Below are 16,089 nucleotides of genomic sequence, written 5' to 3'. Positions count from 1 at the left end.
TCTTCGCCGACCGAAGGAGCACACCATGACGACAGCCGAAGAACTTTTCGAGCCCACCTACGCAGATCTGGTCGAGGAGGACCGGGTCGCGGGGCAGCTCTACACCGACCCCGAGATCTTCAAGGAGGAAATGGAGAAGATCTTCTACCGCACCTGGGTGTGGGTCGCGCATGAGAGCGAGATCCCCGAGCCCGGTTCCTTCAAGACCACCCAGGTGGGTGACCAGCCGGTGATCGTCACCCGCGACCGCAAGGGCAACTTCAACACGCTGCTCAACCGGTGCCGACACCGCGGCGCCACCGTGTGCGACCAGCGCAGCGGCAAGGCCAACGGATTCACGTGCCCCTACCACAACTGGTCCTACACCCTGGACGGTCGGCTGCGCGGCATCCCCTATCCCGACGGGTACGAGGGTGTGGTGGAGAAGAAGGACTACCCCCTGCAGACCCTGCGGACCGAGAGTTACATGGGAATGATCTGGGCCACCTTCAACCAGGACATCGAGCCCCTCGAGGACTTCCTGGGCGACGCCAAGCTCTGGATGGAGCGCTTCTTCAAGCAGTCCAACGGCTTCCCGACCAAGGTCATCGGCATCCACAAGTTCCGGTTCAACGGCAACTGGAAGATCCAGCTGGAGAACACCACGGACGGCTACCACTTCCCCATGGTCCACAAGTCCTGGATGGCCTCGGTCGATGCCGAGACGGCGGACATGATGTCGTTCATGGACGATCCCGAGGCCGAGACCCACGCGCTGGGCAACGGGCACAGCGTGAGCATCATGGCCACGGATCACATGGACCTCGACGTGGACAACGGCGAGGAGGAGATCCAGTCCCGCTTCCAGCACCTCGTGGACGAGCTCACCGAAGCCGGGGAGAGCCCCGAGCGGGTCCGCCGCTTCATGCGCTCCATGCACGGCTGCGGGTTCAACCTGAACACCTTCCCGAACGTGGCCATGTCCTCCTCGTTCTTCCGCGTCCTGATTCCCATCTCGGTGAACGAGACCGAGATCTGGCACATGGCCATCGGTATGGACGGCGGTCCCGAGAGCATCAACCAGGAGCGGTTGCGCATCCACGAGCACTTCCAGGGGCCGTTCGGCTTCGGGAGTCCCGATGACGCCGAGGGCTGGGATCGCGTGCAGATCGGCGCGGGCGGCAATCCCAAGATGCCGATCCTGGTGAACCGCGGAGAAGGGCGCGAGTACACGACCGAAGAAGGCTGGCCCACGTCCCACGTGACCGATGAGACCGGCATGCGTGAGGCCTACGCGATGTGGAAGAAGATGATGAGTGATGACTGAGACCGGCACCACGAACCAGCCCCTCCTGGCGGATCCCCGCATTCAGCGAGCCATCGAGCTCGTCTGGCGGGAGGCCGCGCTGCTGGATGCGAAGGACTATCCCACGTGGGAGCAGCTGTACACGGACGAGGCGATCTACGTGATCCCGATCGACCCGGAGACCGACGACTTCCGGGGCTCCCTGAACATGGTCTACGACGACCAGCGCCTGCGGCACCTGCGCGTGGAGCGTCTCGTGCAGGGTTACTCGCCCTCTGCCGTGGCGGCCGCGCGAACCGTTCGGATCGTGTCCCGGTTCACGGTGGAGGCGCTCTCGGACACCGAGGTCACCCTGCGCTCGGCTCAGATCGTCAATGCGTACAAGCGCCACGAGTTTCTCACCCTGGGAGCCGAACTCACCCACAGGATCGTGCTCGGTGACGACGGGGACAAGATCGCGTTGAAGGTCATCCGGCTCAACGACAGCGAGGATGCGGTCAGCGCGTCGGGGTACCTGCTGTGAGCGCGGATGCTGACGGGCCCGGGGCCGGGGGAGGCATCGCCGTCATCACCGGCGCCGCTGGTGGAATGGGCTCGCACATCGCCCGGCGGCTGCACGGGGAGGGGCGCAAGGTCCTCCTCACGGACATCGACGCCGGCGCTGTCGAGGAGCTCGCACGGGAGCTGTCCCCGGACGGGTCCACGGCACGGGGAACGGCGCTGGACGTCAGCTCGAAGTCCGAGTTCGAGTCGGCCCTCCAGGCCTGTCTCGAGCTGTGGGGAACGCCCACCATCGTGGTCAACAACGCGGCCGTCACCGAGGCCGCGGACCTGATGACCCTCCCCGAGGAGTCCTTCACCCGCGTGCTCACGACGAACGTCAACAGCATCTTTTTCGGGTGTCAGGTGTTCGGGGCGGCCATGGCCGAGCAGGGGTTCGGGCGCATCGTGAACATGGCCTCCCTGGCCGGCCAGAACGGCGGCACGGGCACGGGCGCGCACTATGCGGCGTCGAAGGGTGCGATCCTGACGACCACCAAGGTGTTCGCGCGTGAGCTGGCAGGCCAGGGGGTGACGGTCAACGCCATTGCGCCTGGACCCCATGATCTGCCGGTCATCAAACGGACGATGACCCCGGAGAAGCTGGAGACGGTGGTGGCCGGGATTCCCGTGGGGCACCTCGGCGAGCCTGCCTTCATTGCCGACATGGTCGCGCTTCTCGCGTCCGACAACGCATCCTTCGTGACGGGCGCCTGTTGGGATGTCAACGGCGGGCTCTACGTCCGCTGATTCGTGTGGGGCCCTGCCAGGGGCCCCACACCTGTCTGACGACACACTCTCGAGAGGAGAAACGACATGGCTCTCATCGACGTCACCGTGGCTGAGATCATCCAGGAGACCGCCACCGTCAAGTCCTTCAAGCTGGTCAAAGCCGACGGCACACCCCTCGGGAGGTACTTGCCGGGAGCCCACATCGACGTGGTGGCCCCGAATGCGGTGACCCGTCAGTACTCGCTGTGCAGCACACCGGACGCGGAGGACTCTTTCGTCTTCGCCGTGAAACGGGAGGATCAGTCCCGGGGTGGATCAGCTGCCCTGCACGAACTTGAGGTGGGCGACCGCCTCCAAATCAGCGCACCGCGCAACCTGCTGTCTATCGACGGCACCGCGTCCCACCACGTGCTGATCGCTGCGGGCATCGGGATCACGCCCATGCTCAGCATGGCCCGCTATATGGACGTGCACGACATCGCCTTCGAACTGCACTACTACGCGCGCAACGCGGACGAGGCGGCGTTCCTCCCCGAGCTGCAGGAACGCTGCCCCGAGAAGCTGCATGCGCATCTCGGCGTGACCCGCGACGAACAGGACGAGAAGCTCGAAGCAACCTTCGCCGGAATGCCGGAGGGCTCACACGTCTACGTGTGCGGCCCCGACGGGTTCATGACCAAGGTGGTCGCCATCGCGGGGCGCCACGTGGAGCCGTCCGCGATCCACATGGAGAATTTCCACGCGGCCGAACAGCCCGGTACCGGAGAGAACACAGCCTTCGACGTGGAGCTGGAGGGGGAGACCTACCACGTTCCGGCGGACAAGAGCATCGCGGATGTCTTGGTGGAGAACGGGGCGGACATCGACACCTCCTGTGAGGAGGGGATCTGCGGCACCTGCATCATGCAGGTCCTCAAGGGCACTCCTGAGCACCGGGACAACGTCCTGAGCCCCAGCGAGAAGGAGTCCAACGAGGTCATGACGGTGTGCGTGTCCCGAACCGCGGATGAGCTGCTGGAGCTGGACTACTACTGATCCGCGGGCGGGACGTCGATGCCGTAGCGCAGAACGTCCCGGACCAGGGTGTTGATGCTGTCGGCGTCCGTCTTGCTCTTGATTCGAGCGCGGTGGACGTCGACGGTCTTGACACTCATGCCAAGTTTGCGCGCAATGTTCTGGCTGGGCAGCCCCTCCACCACGAGGGTGAGGATCTCCCGCTCCCGAGAGGTGAGGGAGGAGATCTTGCGCTGTACACCCACTCGGGCGCGGTGCTCCGCGAACCGCGTCTGAGCCCGCTCCACCCCCTTCTGCACGGTCTCGAGCAGCTGCTGGGGGTCATACGGCTTCTCCAGGAAGTCCAGCGCTCCCGCCTGGATGGTGGCGACCGACATCCTGATGTCTCCGTGGGCGGAGACGAAGATGATCGCGGCGTGGGGCGCGAACTCGTTGAGCTTCTCCTGGAGGCGGGCACCGCTCATCCGGGGCATGCGCACGTCGAGCACGATGCACGCGGGCCGGGAGCCGTCGTAGGCCGCGAGCAGCTCGTCGGCGCTGTGGCAGATGACGGGCTTGATGTCGATGCTGGCGAGGAGCCAGTCCACCGACTCGCACAGGTCGGGGTCGTCGTCCACCACGTAGACCACGGCCGGGGGCAAGGACGGGGTGTCGTCACTCATCGTCATTCCTGGTCCTCGACCGTGCTCGGCCGACGTTCTGGCTCATGGATGGTGTGGCCCCGGGGCCGGAGCTGGCCCCGGGGGAACCTGCGGCGGGCTACGCGGCCTCGGACTGCTCGTCCGGCCACTCGGCGTCGGCGGTCCAGTAGCGCATGCCCACGGCGCTGAACTTCTCCTCCCACGGGGAGGTGCGCCGCAGCAGGGGCTCCTCCCGGCGCACGGACTCGTCGGCCGCCTCCGGGCCGTCCGCTTCCACGGTCCAGTGCACCCAGTTCACCTCGCGCCCGTGTTCGTCGTGGACGAATAGGTCCACGTGGTGCCACCCGTAGTTGAAGGTGTCCTCGTAGCAGGTGAGGAACATCGTGTGGTGGTTGACGGGGCGGGGAGTAAGCATGTCCGTGGTCCTTTCCAGAGTTGAATTCTACAGCCGGGGGTGTGTGCTCAATCAGGTATCGAGGGTTGCTGCCGCAACAAGTGCTCCAGCCCGTGGGCGATGTCGAGGAGCTGACCCTCGCGTCCTGGCCGACCGACGACCTGGACACCCAGGGGCAGTCCCGAGGAGGTGCGCGCGCCGGGCACCACGACCACGGGAAGTCCGAGCAGCTGCCATGGGCGGCTCAGGACGGGTGAGCCCGTGGCTGCCAGTCCCGCGGGAGCGGGTCCCAGGGCTGCGGGCCCCACGATGTAGGACGGGGGAGTCAGGATCTCCTCCAGGAGCTGGCGTGAGCGATCCCGACGGATGAGGGCGGCGGTGCACTCAGCCTCCGGTATCTCGCGTCCCTGTTCCAGCAGCTTCCGCAGGGACGCGCCGAGGTCCTGCCTGCACCGCTCCCATTCCTGCTCGAGGCTCCGGGCGGCCTCGTGTGCCATGACCGTGGCGTGGTCCTGCGCCAGGCTCTGGACGTGGTCGTCCCACTGCAGGACTGCGACGTCCTGGTCGAGGCGACCCAGGAGTGCCGGAAGTCGCCGCAGCAGAGCCGTCATCGCGGGGTCCAGCGTGTCCAGGTGGCTGCCGTCCCAGAGCAGGGCCCTCCCCGGCGGTGCGGCTTCTGCGGCACCACGGGCCGTGGGACCGCAGAACGCCGCATGGGCCCAGCGAAGATCCTCGACGGTCCGAGTGAGCATGCCCAGGGAGTCCAGGGACGGGCTGAGTCCAGTGACTCCCTTGAGGTCCACGGCCCCGTGGGCGAGAACCATCCCGGCTGCGCCGCAGTAGGACGCCGGACGCGTGAGCGATCCCGCCGTCTGTGTTCCCAGGGCCAGGCCGATGGTGCCCGCGCCCACGGCGGCGGCCGAGCCGCTCGACGAGCCGCCGGGCGTGTGGTCCGCGGCATGGGGGTTCGTGGTGGGCCCGGGGGTGAAGTACCCGAATTCCGTGGTGATGGTCTTTCCCTGCACGACCGCCCCCAGCTTGCGCAGTCGGGACACGCACGGCGCGTCCTCGGGCGCGGGGTCCGGTGAGGTGGTGGGTGAGCCGGCGCGGGTGGGCAGGCCGGCGACGTCGATCAGATCCTTCACGCCCACGGAGACGCCGGCCATCGGGTGTGTCCCCGGGTCCGTGCCCACCGATGCGGCCTCGGCCTCAAGATCCGGGGAGAGGGCGACCCACGCGTGCAGCGCCGACTCGTGGTCGCGGATGGCCGCCCGAGTGGCACGGACGAGGTCGGAGACGGTCACCGCGCGTTCATGCACCGCGCGCACCTGGGTCTCCAGCGGGGCAGCCTGCAGTTCCCGCGCAATCGAGTCCGACGTGTTGGCGCTCATCAGTCCCCCTCGGAATGTGACGTCCACCCCATCTTGCCCGCGTTCCCGGCCAGAGGACAGTAAAGGTTTCCCTCCTAGGAACGTAGGGAAGACGCGGAATAGCTTCTGAACCACCGTGAGGACACCCACGTGCCGGAGAGTCCGGCACCGGATCCGGACCGGGGAGGAGACCAGCCGTGGTTCAGCAGAGGACCGGGAGCATCTCCGTGGTGGACGACCGTCCGGCGGTCCACCGAGACCCCCTGCGCGCGCACCGCGCCGCCAGGGTGGTCGCCGACTCGTTCGGGGGGGCTCCGACCGTCCTCTGCTTCCCGCTCCGGACGTACGGCACGACAGGCCGCGAGAAGACCAGCCCGCGCACGGACGACGGCCAGCACACCAATTTCTGCACTGGTAACCGTAGGAGGACCAGCATGAGCGACTATACGACCAAAGACATCGATGCAGGCTTGTTCCGTGAGGTCATGGGGAACTATCCCACCGGGGTGGCAGTCGTGACCGGCCGCGCCGAGGACGGGGAGCTGCTGGCCATGGTGGTCGGCACCTTCAGCTCCGTGTCCCTCGACCCGCCCCTCGTCTCCTTCATGCCGATGAAGTCCTCCAAGTCCTTTTCCCGACTGCGGGAGTGTGAGTCCCTGTGCATCAACATCCTGGGCGGCGAGCAGGAGGAGCTCGTCTCGACCATTGCCCGGCGGTGGGAGGACAAGTTCGCGGGCGTCGACTGGTTCCCTTCGCCCTCGGGGGACCCTGTGCTGGCGGAATCCGTCGCGTGGGTGGACGCCCGGCTCGTTCAGACCGTGGACGCTGGTGACCACTGGATTGCGCTTTGCTCGGTCGTGGACCTGGCCGTTCCCAACCCCGTGGCGCCGTTGATCTTCTTCCAGGGCGGCTACGGGAGCTTCGTGGGCACCTCGCTCATGGCTCGGATGGACCACGAGATGCTGCCGGCCATCGAAGAGGCGGAGCGTGCGCGCCCCGCGGTCGAGGCGCTCGCGGAGAGCATCGGGTGCGAGGCCCGGATCACCGTGGCCATCAGCAAGGACGAGATGGCCACGGTGCTTTCCGCGGTGGCGCCCGGGGTGAACCGGGAGGCCGGTCTCGCCCGGCGGGTGCCGATCGTTCCCCCCATCGGTGACACGTTCGTCTTCGATCTGCCCGAGGCAGATCAGGAGAAGTGGATCTCCAAGGCTCGCGGGGTCGAAGAGGATGCCAAGCAGGTCTACCGCAATCGCCTCGCGTTCGTCCGGGAGAAGGGGTACCTGCTGTCGTTCCTGCCAGCGGAGGGCAGTGCCGCCTACGAAGAGATGCATGCGGCGTCCCGCGCCTACGAGAAGGGCCGTCTGACGCCCGCGGAGGAGCGGAAGATCCGGCAGGCGATCGTGGAGTCCACCGTGGACTACAGCCTGCGTGACCTCGAGGCGGACGCTGTCTACGACGTCGGTTCCCTCGTTCTGCCCGCCCGTGACCGGGACGGGGCTTACACCTTGACTCTGCGGCTGGCCCAGCTGCCGCCCCAGGTGACCGGGTCGCAGATCCACAACTGGATCGAGCAGGCCAAATCGGTGGTGGCCCACATGGAGGAGGCCGTGCTGGAGACTTCCGGCGGTGGCCGACGGGACGGAGCAGCCGTGGTCGATGCGTGAGTAGACCCGAGGTTTACGGGGAGGGAGCGCCGAGCTGGCGGTCCCGCCCCCTCGGCGTGAGACGCCGTTACCGGACGCGCCGCAGGTCCCACTAACCACGAGGAGGTGCGCATTCCTACCAGTTAGTTGTGGACAACCAAAACGCGTACAACTATAATCGATCCCGGTCGCCCAGTGCCACATCCAATCCCCCGTAGTGTTGCAGCACGTCGCGGGCGGCCACGTGTCATGAGCGGGCGCCACGGACCGTCGGTCCGGGAGGCGCCCACCCACGCGCGGCACCACCATGGCGGGTCTCGGTTCTTGGGGGGTCGAGACCTGCCAGTTCCGCCAGCGAAGGAGAAATCATCATGAACGCTCTCTACACCGCAGAAGCACTCGCACAGGGCGCGGGCCGCGACGGCAGCGTGGCCCTCAAGGACGGCTCCCTGCAGTTCGACCTCGCCATTCCGACGGAGATGGGTGGTTCCGGCAACGGCGCCAATCCCGAGCAGCTCTTCGCCGCGGGGTACGCCGCGTGCTTCCACTCGGCCCTGCAGATGGTGGCCCGCCAGCAGAAGGTCTCCCTGGGGGACTCCGCCGTGGGCGCCCGGGTCCAGATCGGGGACAACGGCGAGGGCGGCTTCGGCCTGGCCGTCGAGCTCGAGGTGGTCATCCCCGAGCTTGAGCACGACAAGGCCCAGGAGCTCGCCGACGCCGCCCACCAGGTGTGCCCCTACTCCAATGCCACGCGCGGGAACATCCCCGTGACCGTCACCGTGGTGGACGAGTGACGAGCCGCTCAGCACCGCTGCGCCGCAGGGCCCCGAAGCTCTCCCCCGCGCGCCACGTGGTCCGCACCGTCCTGGGCGGCTTCCTCGCGTTCGCCGGAGTCAGCCACCTGACGTTCGCCCGGGACGAGTTCCAGGCCCAGGTCCCGGACTTCGTCCCCCTGGACATCGACACCACCGTGGTGGCCTCCGGCGTGGTGGAGATCGCGCTGGGTGCCTCCCTCGTCGCCGCCCGGTCGAGGCGTGGCACCGTGGGTCTCGTGGCGGCGGCCTTCTTCGCCGCCGTGTTCCCCGGCAACCTGGCCCAGTGGATCCACCACCGGGACGGTTTCGGCCTGGACACGGACACCAAGCGCCTGGTCCGCCTGTTCTTCCAGCCCGTGCTGATCGCGGCGGCCCTGTGGTCCACCGGCGCACTGAAGGGTCTCCGCCGGACGTAGCGCGCACGACGTCGGAACTGCCGGCAGGGGCGCCGCGAGACGCCCGCCGGCAGTGCCGACGCCGCTCTCTCACCGCCGGGCGGGCACCACCAGGAGCACCCGCGGGTCACGGCGTCCGGGCCAGCACCACCCGGTCCCTCGTGTGGCCGTGACCCGCGCCGCCGCTCACGTGGCGCTCGCGGATCTCGTCCCGTTCGATCTCCCACCCCGCGGCCCGAAGGTGGTCCACCATGTGCTGCGGCATCACGTAGTCCTGAGCGGCCGCGGCGGGCGGCACCTCGTCCATCTCGTGGTGGACGAACAGGAGCCTGCCGCCCGGGGCCACGGCCGCGGCGAAATCCTCTTCCACGCGCGTCCCGTGGTGCCGGGGGATGGCCGGGTACTGCGCGGAGACCAGGTCGAACTGTCCCAGCGCGCGCTCCCCGAAACCCGCCACGGCCCACGTGACCGCCACTCCGGCGGCCTCCGCGCGGGCCCGTCCGCGCTCTACCGCCACGCGGGAGACGTCCAGTGCGGTCACCGTCCACCCGTGCCCGGCCAGCCACACGGCGTCGGCACCCTCACCGCACCCCACGTCCAGCACCGTGCCGGGCGTCAGCTCGGGCACCACGGCCAGCAGGGACCCGTTGGGGTCACCGCTCCAGAGGACGGTCGTTCCGTAGCGCTCGTCCCAGTCCGCTGCGGTCCGGGGGGTTTCTTCCGAAGGCTTCTCGTGCGTCATGGCACAAGAATCGCACCGCAGGTCTGCGCGAACCACTCGGTTCGCCCCGGGCCGCACGGCGCTGCCCCGACGACGCCGCCCGATCACCCGCGCGGCACCCGCACCGGGCGGGCGCAGGGCGGCCCGTCCCGGGCGGCGGGACATCCAGGACCAGCAACCGGTGCTGGGCTGCGGGGGCGCCCAGGGGCGACGTCGTCAGCTGCCGGGCGGGCGCGCGGTGACTTGGCGGCGTCGTCCTGAGCGCGCGGCCGGAGCCGCGAGAGCACCTACCCCTGCCCCGTGGCGGTGAGCCACACGAGCGCCAGGTTCAGGGCGACGATCAGCCCCACCACCACCCACGCGAGCACCGTGAGCGGGCGGGAGGCGGCGTGCTCGCCCATGACGGAGCGGCTGCTGCTGAGGGTGACCAGCGGGACCACCGCGAACGGGATGCCCACGCTCAGCGCCACCTGGGACAGCACCAGCGCCTGCGTGGGGTCCACCCCCGCGGCCAGCAGCGCGAGCGCGGGCAGCAGGGTGATCACGCGCCGCACCGGCTGCGGGATGCTGCGGTGCAGCAGTCCGCCCATGATCGTGGACCCGGCGTAGCAGCCCACGGAGGTGGAGGCCAGGCCCGAGGCGAGCAGCCCGATGCCGAATGCGATGCCCACCACCGGCCCCAGGGCGTGGGTGATCGCGGCGTGGGCTCCCTCGATGCTGTCGGTGCCGGGCACACCGGTCAGGTTCCCCGCGGCCAGCAGGAGCATGGCGATGTTCACGGACCCCGCCACCAGCAGGGACAGCACCACGTCCCAGCGGGTGGCGGTGAGCAGGCGGGGCAGCTCGTGCCGTGGCACGGAGTCGCCGTGCCGGTCCCTGGCCAGCGCCGAGTGCGCGTACACGGCGTGCGGCATGACGGTGGCGCCCAGCATGCTCGCGGCCAGCAGGACGGTCTGGGTCCCCTCGAAGCGCGGCACGAGTCCCGCCGCGGCATCCGTCCAGGACACGGACCCGAAGAACAGCCCCGAGACGAATCCCAGGGTGATCACGGCCAGCAGCGCCACCACCACCGCCTCGAACGTCCCCTGCCCGCGCCGCGACTGGACCGCCAGAAGCCCCATGGACACCACACCCACGATGACCCCGCCCAGCAGCAGCGGGAGGCCGAAGAGGATGTGGAGGGCGATCGCCCCGCCCAGCACCTCGGCCAGGTCCGTGGCCGCGGCCACCAGCTCCGCCTGCGCCCAGTAGGCCAGCCGGCGACGCCGCGGCAGCCGCGCTCCCATCAGCTCCGGGAGCGACGAGCCCGTCACCAGGCCCAGCTTGGCGGAGAGGTACTGCACGAGCACGGCCATGAGGTTGGCCGCCACGAGCACCCACACCAGCAGGTACCCGTACTGCGCGCCCGCCGTGATGTTGGCCGCCACGTTGCCCGGGTCCACGTACGCCACGGCCGCCACGAACGCCGGTCCCAGCAGCCGGCCGGAGCGCCCGGTCCGCTCGTTCTCCGCCACCCCGGTGGTCACCCCTCGCTCCCTCCGCGCCCCCGTGCGGGGCGCGCGGCCTCCCGGTCCAGCAGGCGCTGCTTCACGTCCTCACCCCATGCGAAGCCGCCCAGTGAGCCGTCCGCGCGCAGCACCCGGTGGCACGGCACGAACAGGGCCACGGGGTTGCGTGCGCACACCGCCGCCGCGGCGCGCACCGCGCGCGGGTTTCCCAGCTCCCGCGCGAACTCGGCGTAGCTCAGCGGGTCGCCCGCCGGGATCCGCCGCAGCGCGGCCCATCCGGCGAGCTGGCCGTCGGTGCCGTGCAGGTCCACGGGCACGTCCATCGCGGGGGCGGGGTCACCCGCGTAGAAGGCTCGCACCGCGTCCACTGCTGCCAGGGCACCCTCCCGGACGTCCCCGGGGCGCGACGCCGCCCGCACCCGCGCGAGCGCCTCCGCCACCGAGGCGGTCCACCCGGACGCGAGCACCGCGCCGTCCTCCCGGGCGACGGCGGTGAAGGGGCCGTCCGGGGTGTCGATCGTCTGGAAGAGATGCGTCATGGCTGCTCACTCTCGGTGAAGGTGCTCGGCGGGGTCAGGGGACCCCACAGGTGGGTGGTGGCGCAGCTGCGCCACGGCGCGGCGTCCTGCGCCCAGGCCGTGAGCGCCCTCTTCTCGGAGGGCAGACCGATCCGCGCGGCCCCGGCGCGCAGGGCGCCGTCGTCCACGAGGAACACGTCCGGGTCCTTGAGGACGCGCATGCGCACTGTGTCCGCGGTCCACGGCCCCACCCCGGGAAGGGCGAGGAGCGCGGCACGCTGCTGGGCGGCGTCGTCGTCCGGGGAGAGGCTCAGCTCGCCGGAGATGAGGGCGCGGGCGGCGCCCAGGACCGCGCGGATCCGGGCCTGTGGGCCGCGCAGGAACTGTTCGCCGTGCTCCGCGAGGGCCCGCGCGGTGGGGAACATCTGCGTGAGCCCGGTGGCGAACGCGGGGGCGGGCGCTCCCATCTCACGGGTGCGGGCGCCCAGCACGGTGCGGGCCGCGGCCAGGGAGATCTGCTGGCCGACCAGGGTGCGGATCAGCGTCTCCTCGGGATCCATGGACCCGACCACGCGCAGTCCGGGCCGCGCGGCCACCAGCGGACGCAGCTCCGGGACGCGGGACAGCGCTCGGTCCACGATCACGGGATCCGCGTCCAGGGCCAGGAGCCGCCGGACGCGCGCCGTGAGCACCGGCAAATCCGTCGGGTCGGTGACCCGGGAGTGCAGCCGCAGACCGTGGCCGCGGTCGTGGACGCGGAACCATGCGGGGCCTCCGGGCAGCATGACCGTGCGGGAGTAGGAGGTGGGGATGGCGTGCTCCACGCCCTCCACCGCGTGCACGGCGAACCACACGAACAGCTCGCGGGTGTCCAGCGGCTCCCGATGCTCCAGGGCCACGTCCTCCTCGTGGAAGGCGGTGCCGGAACGGCGGAAGGACGACATGGTCACCACAGTCCCACGGGGAGCACGGGCGCGCCAGCCGCTCGGACCGTGGACGCCGGGCGGGCGGGAACAGGCCCGGGTGCGGTGCGGTTGCGGCAACGGGGTGGTGAGGCCGACCCGGCGGTGGGCGGGTCAGCCCTGGACCTTCTCCCAGTCCGCCACGGGTCCGGGGACCGGGGCGAACAGGGGGTGTGTGGGCACGCGCTCGGGGTTCGTGCCGTCCAGGGCGGTCCGGGCCCACTCGGGGTCGCGGGAGAGCACCTTCTGCAGCAGGAACTCGAACTCGTAGCGCAGCTGCCCCGTGCTCACGGTGATGGACAGCGGCTCGGAGCTCGCCTCCCGCACCAGCCGGGTGCGGTCGAAGCTGTAGCCGCGGCGGTCGGCCTCGTCCGCGACGCCGTGCAGGTACGTGGCCACGAACAGCACCGGGTCGCTCGTGGCCCGGAAGCGCTGCAGCTGCGGGTGGCGGGTGTAGCCCTTCGTCTCTCCCCGCAGCACCTTCTGGGCCAGCAGCCCCTCCCGCCAGCACGCCACCAGGGCGCGGCGGTCCAGCAGGGACGGGTGAACTGACCACAGACGCATGCCCCCATTCAACCGTGGAACACCCCGGAACCTCCAAGCCGGTCCCCAGCCCGCTCCCGTAGCGTGGGGACCTCCCCTGACGACCACGCGCGGAGAACTCCCTCATGCCCCTGCCCCTCACCCTGGCCGCCACAGCATCCGAGCAGAGCACGCAGCTCTCCGGCATCGCCGGTTGGGTGGTGGACGTCATGGAGACCATCGGGGCACCCGGCGCGGGACTGCTCGTGGCGCTGGAGAACCTCTTCCCGCCGTTGCCCTCCGAGGTGATCCTCCCGCTGGCAGGCTTCACCGCGAGCCAGGGCGGCTTCACGGTGGCGGGCGCGATCTTCTGGACCACCCTCGGCTCGGTCGTGGGGGCCGCCGCCCTCTACTGGATCGGTGCGGTCCTCGGACGACGCCGCCTGCGCACCGTGGTGGACCGCATGCCGCTCGTGGACCTCGCGGACCTGGACCGCACCGAGGCGTGGTTCGACCGCCACGGCCGCAAGGCCGTGTTCTTCGGGCGGATGATCCCCATCTTCCGTTCCCTGATCTCCGTGCCCGCCGGGATCGAGCGCATGCCGCTGGGCATCTTCCTGCTCCTCAGCGCCACCGGGTCCCTGATCTGGAACACCGTCTTCGTGCTCGCGGGGTACTACCTGGGGGAGAACTGGCACGTCGCGGAGCAGTACGCCGGGGTGTTCTCGCGCGTCGTGGTGGTCGCGGTGGTTTTCTTCGTGGCCTGGTGGGTCCTCCGGCGCGTCCGCCGCAACCGGGCGGCGCACGGATCCGTCTGAGGGGCGAGCCGCCGGCGGGGCGGGGTCCGCGTGGGAGCCGGCCGGGCGGCGTCGTGGCGGGAGCGTGGTGTGTCCAACGTAACAGGTGTGAATTTTCGGCCGTCAGCCACCTCGTATTCACCGTTTGACCAGTAGCATTGTCCGTGTGGCGCGCCCCCGGAAGTTCGATGAGACCACCCGTTCGGCACTGATCCGCGACGCCGCTGAGCAGATCCTGGCCGGCGGCGTCGAGTCCGTCTCCCTCCGGCCGCTCGCCGCGAAGCACGGCTGCTCCACCACTGCCATCTACACGATGTTCGGCAGCCGGGACGCGCTGATCGCGGCGGTGCGCGAGGAGGCCGTCCAGAGCTACCGCCTCGCCCAGGGGTCCGCCATCGCCGACCGCGCCCCCCTGGCCAACCTCCTCGAGATGGGGAGGGCCAGCAGGACGTGGGCACTGGCCTACCCGGAGCTGTACCACGTGATGCTGGGCCGGGGTGAGGCCTGGGCGAGGACCGTTGCCGAGGAGAGCAGCGCGAGGCAGCGGGAGTACATCGTCGAGGCCATGCGGCCCATGAACGAGCTGATCCGCCTGGGCATCCGGGAGGGGTCGTTCCACGACGTCCCGGTGTCGCGGATCGGGGCCACCCTGTGGACGGGTGTGCACGGGTGGATCGCCATCGAGATGACCCGGCCCGTGATCCCGGATCCGGAGGTCGACGCCGATGCCGCCTACGACCAGCATGTCACCGCGCTGCTGCGGGCCTGGCACGTGGACACCCCGTTGGAGCACCGTCCCTGAGGAGTCAGCCGGGATGGAAGTGCCCGCACCGGTCCGCGCGCCCGCGTGGCACGGTCCCCGCAGCCGCAGCCGCAGCCGCAGCCGCAGCCGCAGCCGCAGCCCCGGACTCCGGGTGCCGCCCTCGGACCGCGGCGCGGCACAGCCGCCCACGGTGGCGGACGGCGGCGGGGCCGGTGGGAGAATGGCGGCATGAGCACTTCGGAGACCTTCTCGTTCCGCATTGCCGACCGTCTGCGCGGGGTGGACTCCTCACCCGTGCGCGACCTCCTGGACGTGGTGTCCAGGGAGGGGGTGATCTCCTTCGCGGGCGGTGTCCCGGACCCCGAGTACTTCGAGGTGGCGGACATCAAGGCGGCCTACGACTGGGTGTTCGAGCACCAGCCCCAGCGCGCCCTGCAGTACGCGTCCAGTGAGGGGGAGCGGGAGTTGCGCGAGCAGGCCGCCCGCCGCATCAGCCGCCACCTGCCCACCACGGCGGAGCAGATCCAGGTGACCACGGGATCCCAGGAGGGGCTGTTCGTGGTGGCCCAGGCGCTCGTGAACCCGGGGGACACCATCCTGGTGGAGCGCCCCACGTACCTGGCCGCGGTGCAGGCCTTCGACCTCAACGGCGCGCACATGGTGGGCGTCCCCACGGACGAGCACGGTGTGCTCCCGGACGAGCTGGAGCGGCTCATCGGGGAGCACGCCCCGAAGTTCGTGTACCTCATCCCCTCCTTCCAGAACCCCTCCGGCATCTGCATGTCCGTGGAGCGGCGCCAGGCCGTGGCGGACGTGCTGCGGCGCACGGGCACCGCCCTGGTGGAGGACGACCCGTACGGCGAGCTCTGCTACACGGGCGAGCCGCTGGCGCCCATCGCGTCCCTGCCGGGGATGTCCGCGCAGACCATCCTGCTGAACTCGGTCTCCAAGATCATCGCACCGGGTGTGCGCGTGGGGTGGATGCGCTCCGAGGGCCCCATCCAGTTCACGCTCACGGTGGCCAAGCAGGCCATCGGGCTGCAGTCCCCGGTCCCGGACCAGCTGGCGGTGGCCCGCTACCTGGAGACCGCCGACGTCGAGGCGCACCTCGAGCGCGTCCGTCCCGTCTACGCCGAGCGGGCCCGCGCGATGTACGCCGAGCTCGAGACGGTGCTGCCCGCCGGTGCGCAGATCACCCGCCCGGACGGCGGCATGTTCCTGTGGGTGCGCCTGGGGCACGGGATCGACACCACCCGCCTGCTGCAGCTGGCCGTGGCGGAGGGGGTGGCCTTCGTGCCGGGGGAGTCCTTCTACGCCCACGACCCCGACACCTCCACCATGCGGCTGTCCTTCGTGACCCACGGACCCGAGAAGATCCGGGAGGGCGTGGACCGGTTGCGCCGCGCCCTGGAACGCTACGAGGCCGAACGGGGCTGACCGGTCAGCCGACCGCCGTCCCGCCCGCCGAA

18 protein-coding genes are annotated in these 16,089 nt (G+C 70.1%); 10 read left to right on the top strand and 8 right to left on the bottom strand.

Features of this window, described 5'->3' with window-relative positions; translation table 11 throughout:
- The first annotated feature begins 25 nt into the window (after positions 1-25).
- From EAE32_RS00780 to EAE32_RS00765, 4 genes are all read left to right on the top strand, one after another.
- Entirely contained in the window at positions 26-1,306 is a 1,281-nt protein-coding gene (locus tag EAE32_RS00780) for an aromatic ring-hydroxylating oxygenase subunit alpha (protein ID WP_121863854.1), read from the top strand.
- Entirely contained in the window at positions 1,299-1,808 is a 510-nt protein-coding gene (locus tag EAE32_RS00775) for an aromatic-ring-hydroxylating dioxygenase subunit beta (protein WP_121863853.1), read from the top strand. The genes EAE32_RS00780 and EAE32_RS00775 overlap by 8 nt, the downstream gene beginning before the upstream one ends.
- On the top strand, positions 1,805-2,575 hold the full coding sequence (locus EAE32_RS00770) for an SDR family NAD(P)-dependent oxidoreductase (RefSeq protein ID WP_243635524.1): 771 nt from the start codon (positions 1,805-1,807) through the stop codon (positions 2,573-2,575). Before EAE32_RS00775 ends, EAE32_RS00770 begins: the two co-directional genes overlap by 4 nt.
- 66 nt (positions 2,576-2,641) lie before the next feature.
- A complete protein-coding gene (locus tag EAE32_RS00765; RefSeq protein WP_121863851.1) occupies positions 2,642-3,592 on the top strand; it encodes a PDR/VanB family oxidoreductase in 951 nt (316 codons plus the stop codon).
- Here the strand turns inward: EAE32_RS00765 and EAE32_RS00760 are convergent.
- The 3 genes from EAE32_RS00760 to EAE32_RS00750 form a co-directional block, all read right to left on the bottom strand.
- Positions 3,586-4,233 carry a response regulator transcription factor gene (locus EAE32_RS00760; RefSeq protein WP_121864735.1) on the bottom strand — a complete coding sequence of 216 codons (648 nt, stop codon included), beginning with the start codon at positions 4,231-4,233 and terminating at the stop codon, positions 3,586-3,588. The two genes, EAE32_RS00765 and EAE32_RS00760, sit on opposite strands and share 7 nt — an antisense overlap.
- Before the next feature lie 97 nt (positions 4,234-4,330).
- Positions 4,331-4,627 carry a hypothetical protein gene (locus EAE32_RS00755; protein ID WP_121863850.1) on the bottom strand — a complete coding sequence of 99 codons (297 nt, stop codon included), beginning with the start codon at positions 4,625-4,627 and terminating at the stop codon, positions 4,331-4,333.
- 47 nt (positions 4,628-4,674) lie between these two features.
- A complete protein-coding gene (locus EAE32_RS00750; protein ID WP_121863849.1) occupies positions 4,675-5,997 on the bottom strand; it encodes an amidase in 1,323 nt (440 codons plus the stop codon).
- A 413-nt stretch (positions 5,998-6,410) separates the two neighbouring features.
- Here EAE32_RS00750 and EAE32_RS00745 point away from each other — a divergent pair, with 413 nt between their 5' ends.
- The 3 genes from EAE32_RS00745 (at position 6,411) to EAE32_RS00735 (ending at position 8,850) form a co-directional block, all read left to right on the top strand.
- On the top strand, positions 6,411-7,640 hold the full coding sequence (locus EAE32_RS00745) for a flavin reductase family protein (RefSeq protein WP_121864734.1): 1,230 nt from the start codon (positions 6,411-6,413) through the stop codon (positions 7,638-7,640).
- Between the two features lie 350 nt (positions 7,641-7,990).
- Entirely contained in the window at positions 7,991-8,413 is a 423-nt protein-coding gene (locus tag EAE32_RS00740; protein ID WP_121846652.1) for an organic hydroperoxide resistance protein, read from the top strand.
- Positions 8,410-8,850: a DoxX family protein gene (locus EAE32_RS00735; RefSeq protein ID WP_424321722.1), complete on the top strand. Its 441-nt coding sequence runs from the start codon at positions 8,410-8,412 to the stop codon at positions 8,848-8,850. The genes EAE32_RS00740 and EAE32_RS00735 overlap by 4 nt, the downstream gene beginning before the upstream one ends.
- Before the next feature lie 106 nt (positions 8,851-8,956).
- Here EAE32_RS00735 and EAE32_RS00730 read toward each other — a convergent pair whose 3' ends face one another.
- The 5 genes from EAE32_RS00730 to EAE32_RS00710 form a co-directional block, all read right to left on the bottom strand.
- Positions 8,957-9,571 (bottom strand): class I SAM-dependent methyltransferase, encoded by a 615-nt coding sequence (locus EAE32_RS00730; RefSeq protein WP_121846653.1) that lies wholly within the window; start codon positions 9,569-9,571, stop codon positions 8,957-8,959.
- A gap of 266 nt (positions 9,572-9,837) precedes the next feature.
- Positions 9,838-11,076: an Nramp family divalent metal transporter gene (locus tag EAE32_RS00725; RefSeq protein WP_121846654.1), complete on the bottom strand. Its 1,239-nt coding sequence runs from the start codon at positions 11,074-11,076 to the stop codon at positions 9,838-9,840.
- The gene (locus EAE32_RS00720; RefSeq protein WP_121863848.1) at positions 11,073-11,597 is read right to left on the bottom strand and encodes a methylated-DNA--[protein]-cysteine S-methyltransferase; all 525 of its coding nucleotides are present in this window, start codon (positions 11,595-11,597) and stop codon (positions 11,073-11,075) included. The genes EAE32_RS00725 and EAE32_RS00720 overlap by 4 nt, the downstream gene beginning before the upstream one ends.
- Entirely contained in the window at positions 11,594-12,520 is a 927-nt protein-coding gene (locus tag EAE32_RS00715) for a DNA-3-methyladenine glycosylase family protein (protein ID WP_121864733.1), read from the bottom strand. Before EAE32_RS00715 ends, EAE32_RS00720 begins: the two co-directional genes overlap by 4 nt.
- Positions 12,521-12,652: 132 nt before the next feature.
- Positions 12,653-13,102 (bottom strand): pyrimidine dimer DNA glycosylase/endonuclease V, encoded by a 450-nt coding sequence (locus EAE32_RS00710; protein WP_121863847.1) that lies wholly within the window; start codon positions 13,100-13,102, stop codon positions 12,653-12,655.
- Between the two features lie 104 nt (positions 13,103-13,206).
- On the opposite strand from EAE32_RS00710, the gene EAE32_RS00705 reads away from it, so the two are divergent.
- From EAE32_RS00705 to EAE32_RS00695, 3 genes are all read left to right on the top strand, one after another.
- Positions 13,207-13,878 (top strand): DedA family protein, encoded by a 672-nt coding sequence (locus EAE32_RS00705; RefSeq protein WP_121845362.1) that lies wholly within the window; start codon positions 13,207-13,209, stop codon positions 13,876-13,878.
- 145 nt (positions 13,879-14,023) lie between these two features.
- A complete protein-coding gene (locus EAE32_RS00700; RefSeq protein WP_124035141.1) occupies positions 14,024-14,659 on the top strand; it encodes a TetR/AcrR family transcriptional regulator in 636 nt (211 codons plus the stop codon).
- A gap of 189 nt (positions 14,660-14,848) precedes the next feature.
- Complete coding sequence (locus tag EAE32_RS00695; protein ID WP_121863846.1) at positions 14,849-16,057, top strand: aminotransferase-like domain-containing protein; 1,209 nt, start codon at positions 14,849-14,851, stop codon at positions 16,055-16,057.
- The last annotated feature ends 32 nt before the right edge of the window (positions 16,058-16,089 follow it).

The organism is Kocuria tytonicola (assembly GCF_003687175.1).
Taxonomy (GTDB): domain Bacteria; phylum Actinomycetota; class Actinomycetes; order Actinomycetales; family Micrococcaceae; genus Kocuria; species Kocuria tytonicola.
The sequence above is the reverse complement of the archived record's forward strand: the minus strand, read 5'-3'. Positions and strand labels throughout refer to the sequence as shown.

What these genes read in the sequence shown, in the direction of transcription:
- EAE32_RS00740 (WP_121846652.1), top strand. Translation starts at nt 7,991, where the DNA reads ATGAACGCTCTCTACACCGCAGAAGCACTCGCACAGGGCGCGGGCCGC.
- EAE32_RS00760 (WP_121864735.1), bottom strand. Translation starts at nt 4,233, where the DNA reads ATGAGTGACGACACCCCGTCCTTGCCCCCGGCCGTGGTCTACGTGGTG.
- EAE32_RS00710 (WP_121863847.1), bottom strand. Translation starts at nt 13,102, where the DNA reads ATGCGTCTGTGGTCAGTTCACCCGTCCCTGCTGGACCGCCGCGCCCTG.
- EAE32_RS00780 (WP_121863854.1), top strand. Translation starts at nt 26, where the DNA reads ATGACGACAGCCGAAGAACTTTTCGAGCCCACCTACGCAGATCTGGTC.
- EAE32_RS00765 (WP_121863851.1), top strand. Translation starts at nt 2,642, where the DNA reads ATGGCTCTCATCGACGTCACCGTGGCTGAGATCATCCAGGAGACCGCC.
- EAE32_RS00755 (WP_121863850.1), bottom strand. Translation starts at nt 4,627, where the DNA reads ATGCTTACTCCCCGCCCCGTCAACCACCACACGATGTTCCTCACCTGC.
- EAE32_RS00705 (WP_121845362.1), top strand. Translation starts at nt 13,207, where the DNA reads ATGCCCCTGCCCCTCACCCTGGCCGCCACAGCATCCGAGCAGAGCACG.
- EAE32_RS00775 (WP_121863853.1), top strand. Translation starts at nt 1,299, where the DNA reads ATGACTGAGACCGGCACCACGAACCAGCCCCTCCTGGCGGATCCCCGC.
- EAE32_RS00750 (WP_121863849.1), bottom strand. Translation starts at nt 5,997, where the DNA reads ATGAGCGCCAACACGTCGGACTCGATTGCGCGGGAACTGCAGGCTGCC.
- EAE32_RS00730 (WP_121846653.1), bottom strand. Translation starts at nt 9,571, where the DNA reads ATGACGCACGAGAAGCCTTCGGAAGAAACCCCCCGGACCGCAGCGGAC.
- EAE32_RS00745 (WP_121864734.1), top strand. Translation starts at nt 6,411, where the DNA reads ATGAGCGACTATACGACCAAAGACATCGATGCAGGCTTGTTCCGTGAG.
- EAE32_RS00720 (WP_121863848.1), bottom strand. Translation starts at nt 11,597, where the DNA reads ATGACGCATCTCTTCCAGACGATCGACACCCCGGACGGCCCCTTCACC.
- EAE32_RS00715 (WP_121864733.1), bottom strand. Translation starts at nt 12,520, where the DNA reads ATGTCGTCCTTCCGCCGTTCCGGCACCGCCTTCCACGAGGAGGACGTG.
- EAE32_RS00695 (WP_121863846.1), top strand. Translation starts at nt 14,849, where the DNA reads ATGAGCACTTCGGAGACCTTCTCGTTCCGCATTGCCGACCGTCTGCGC.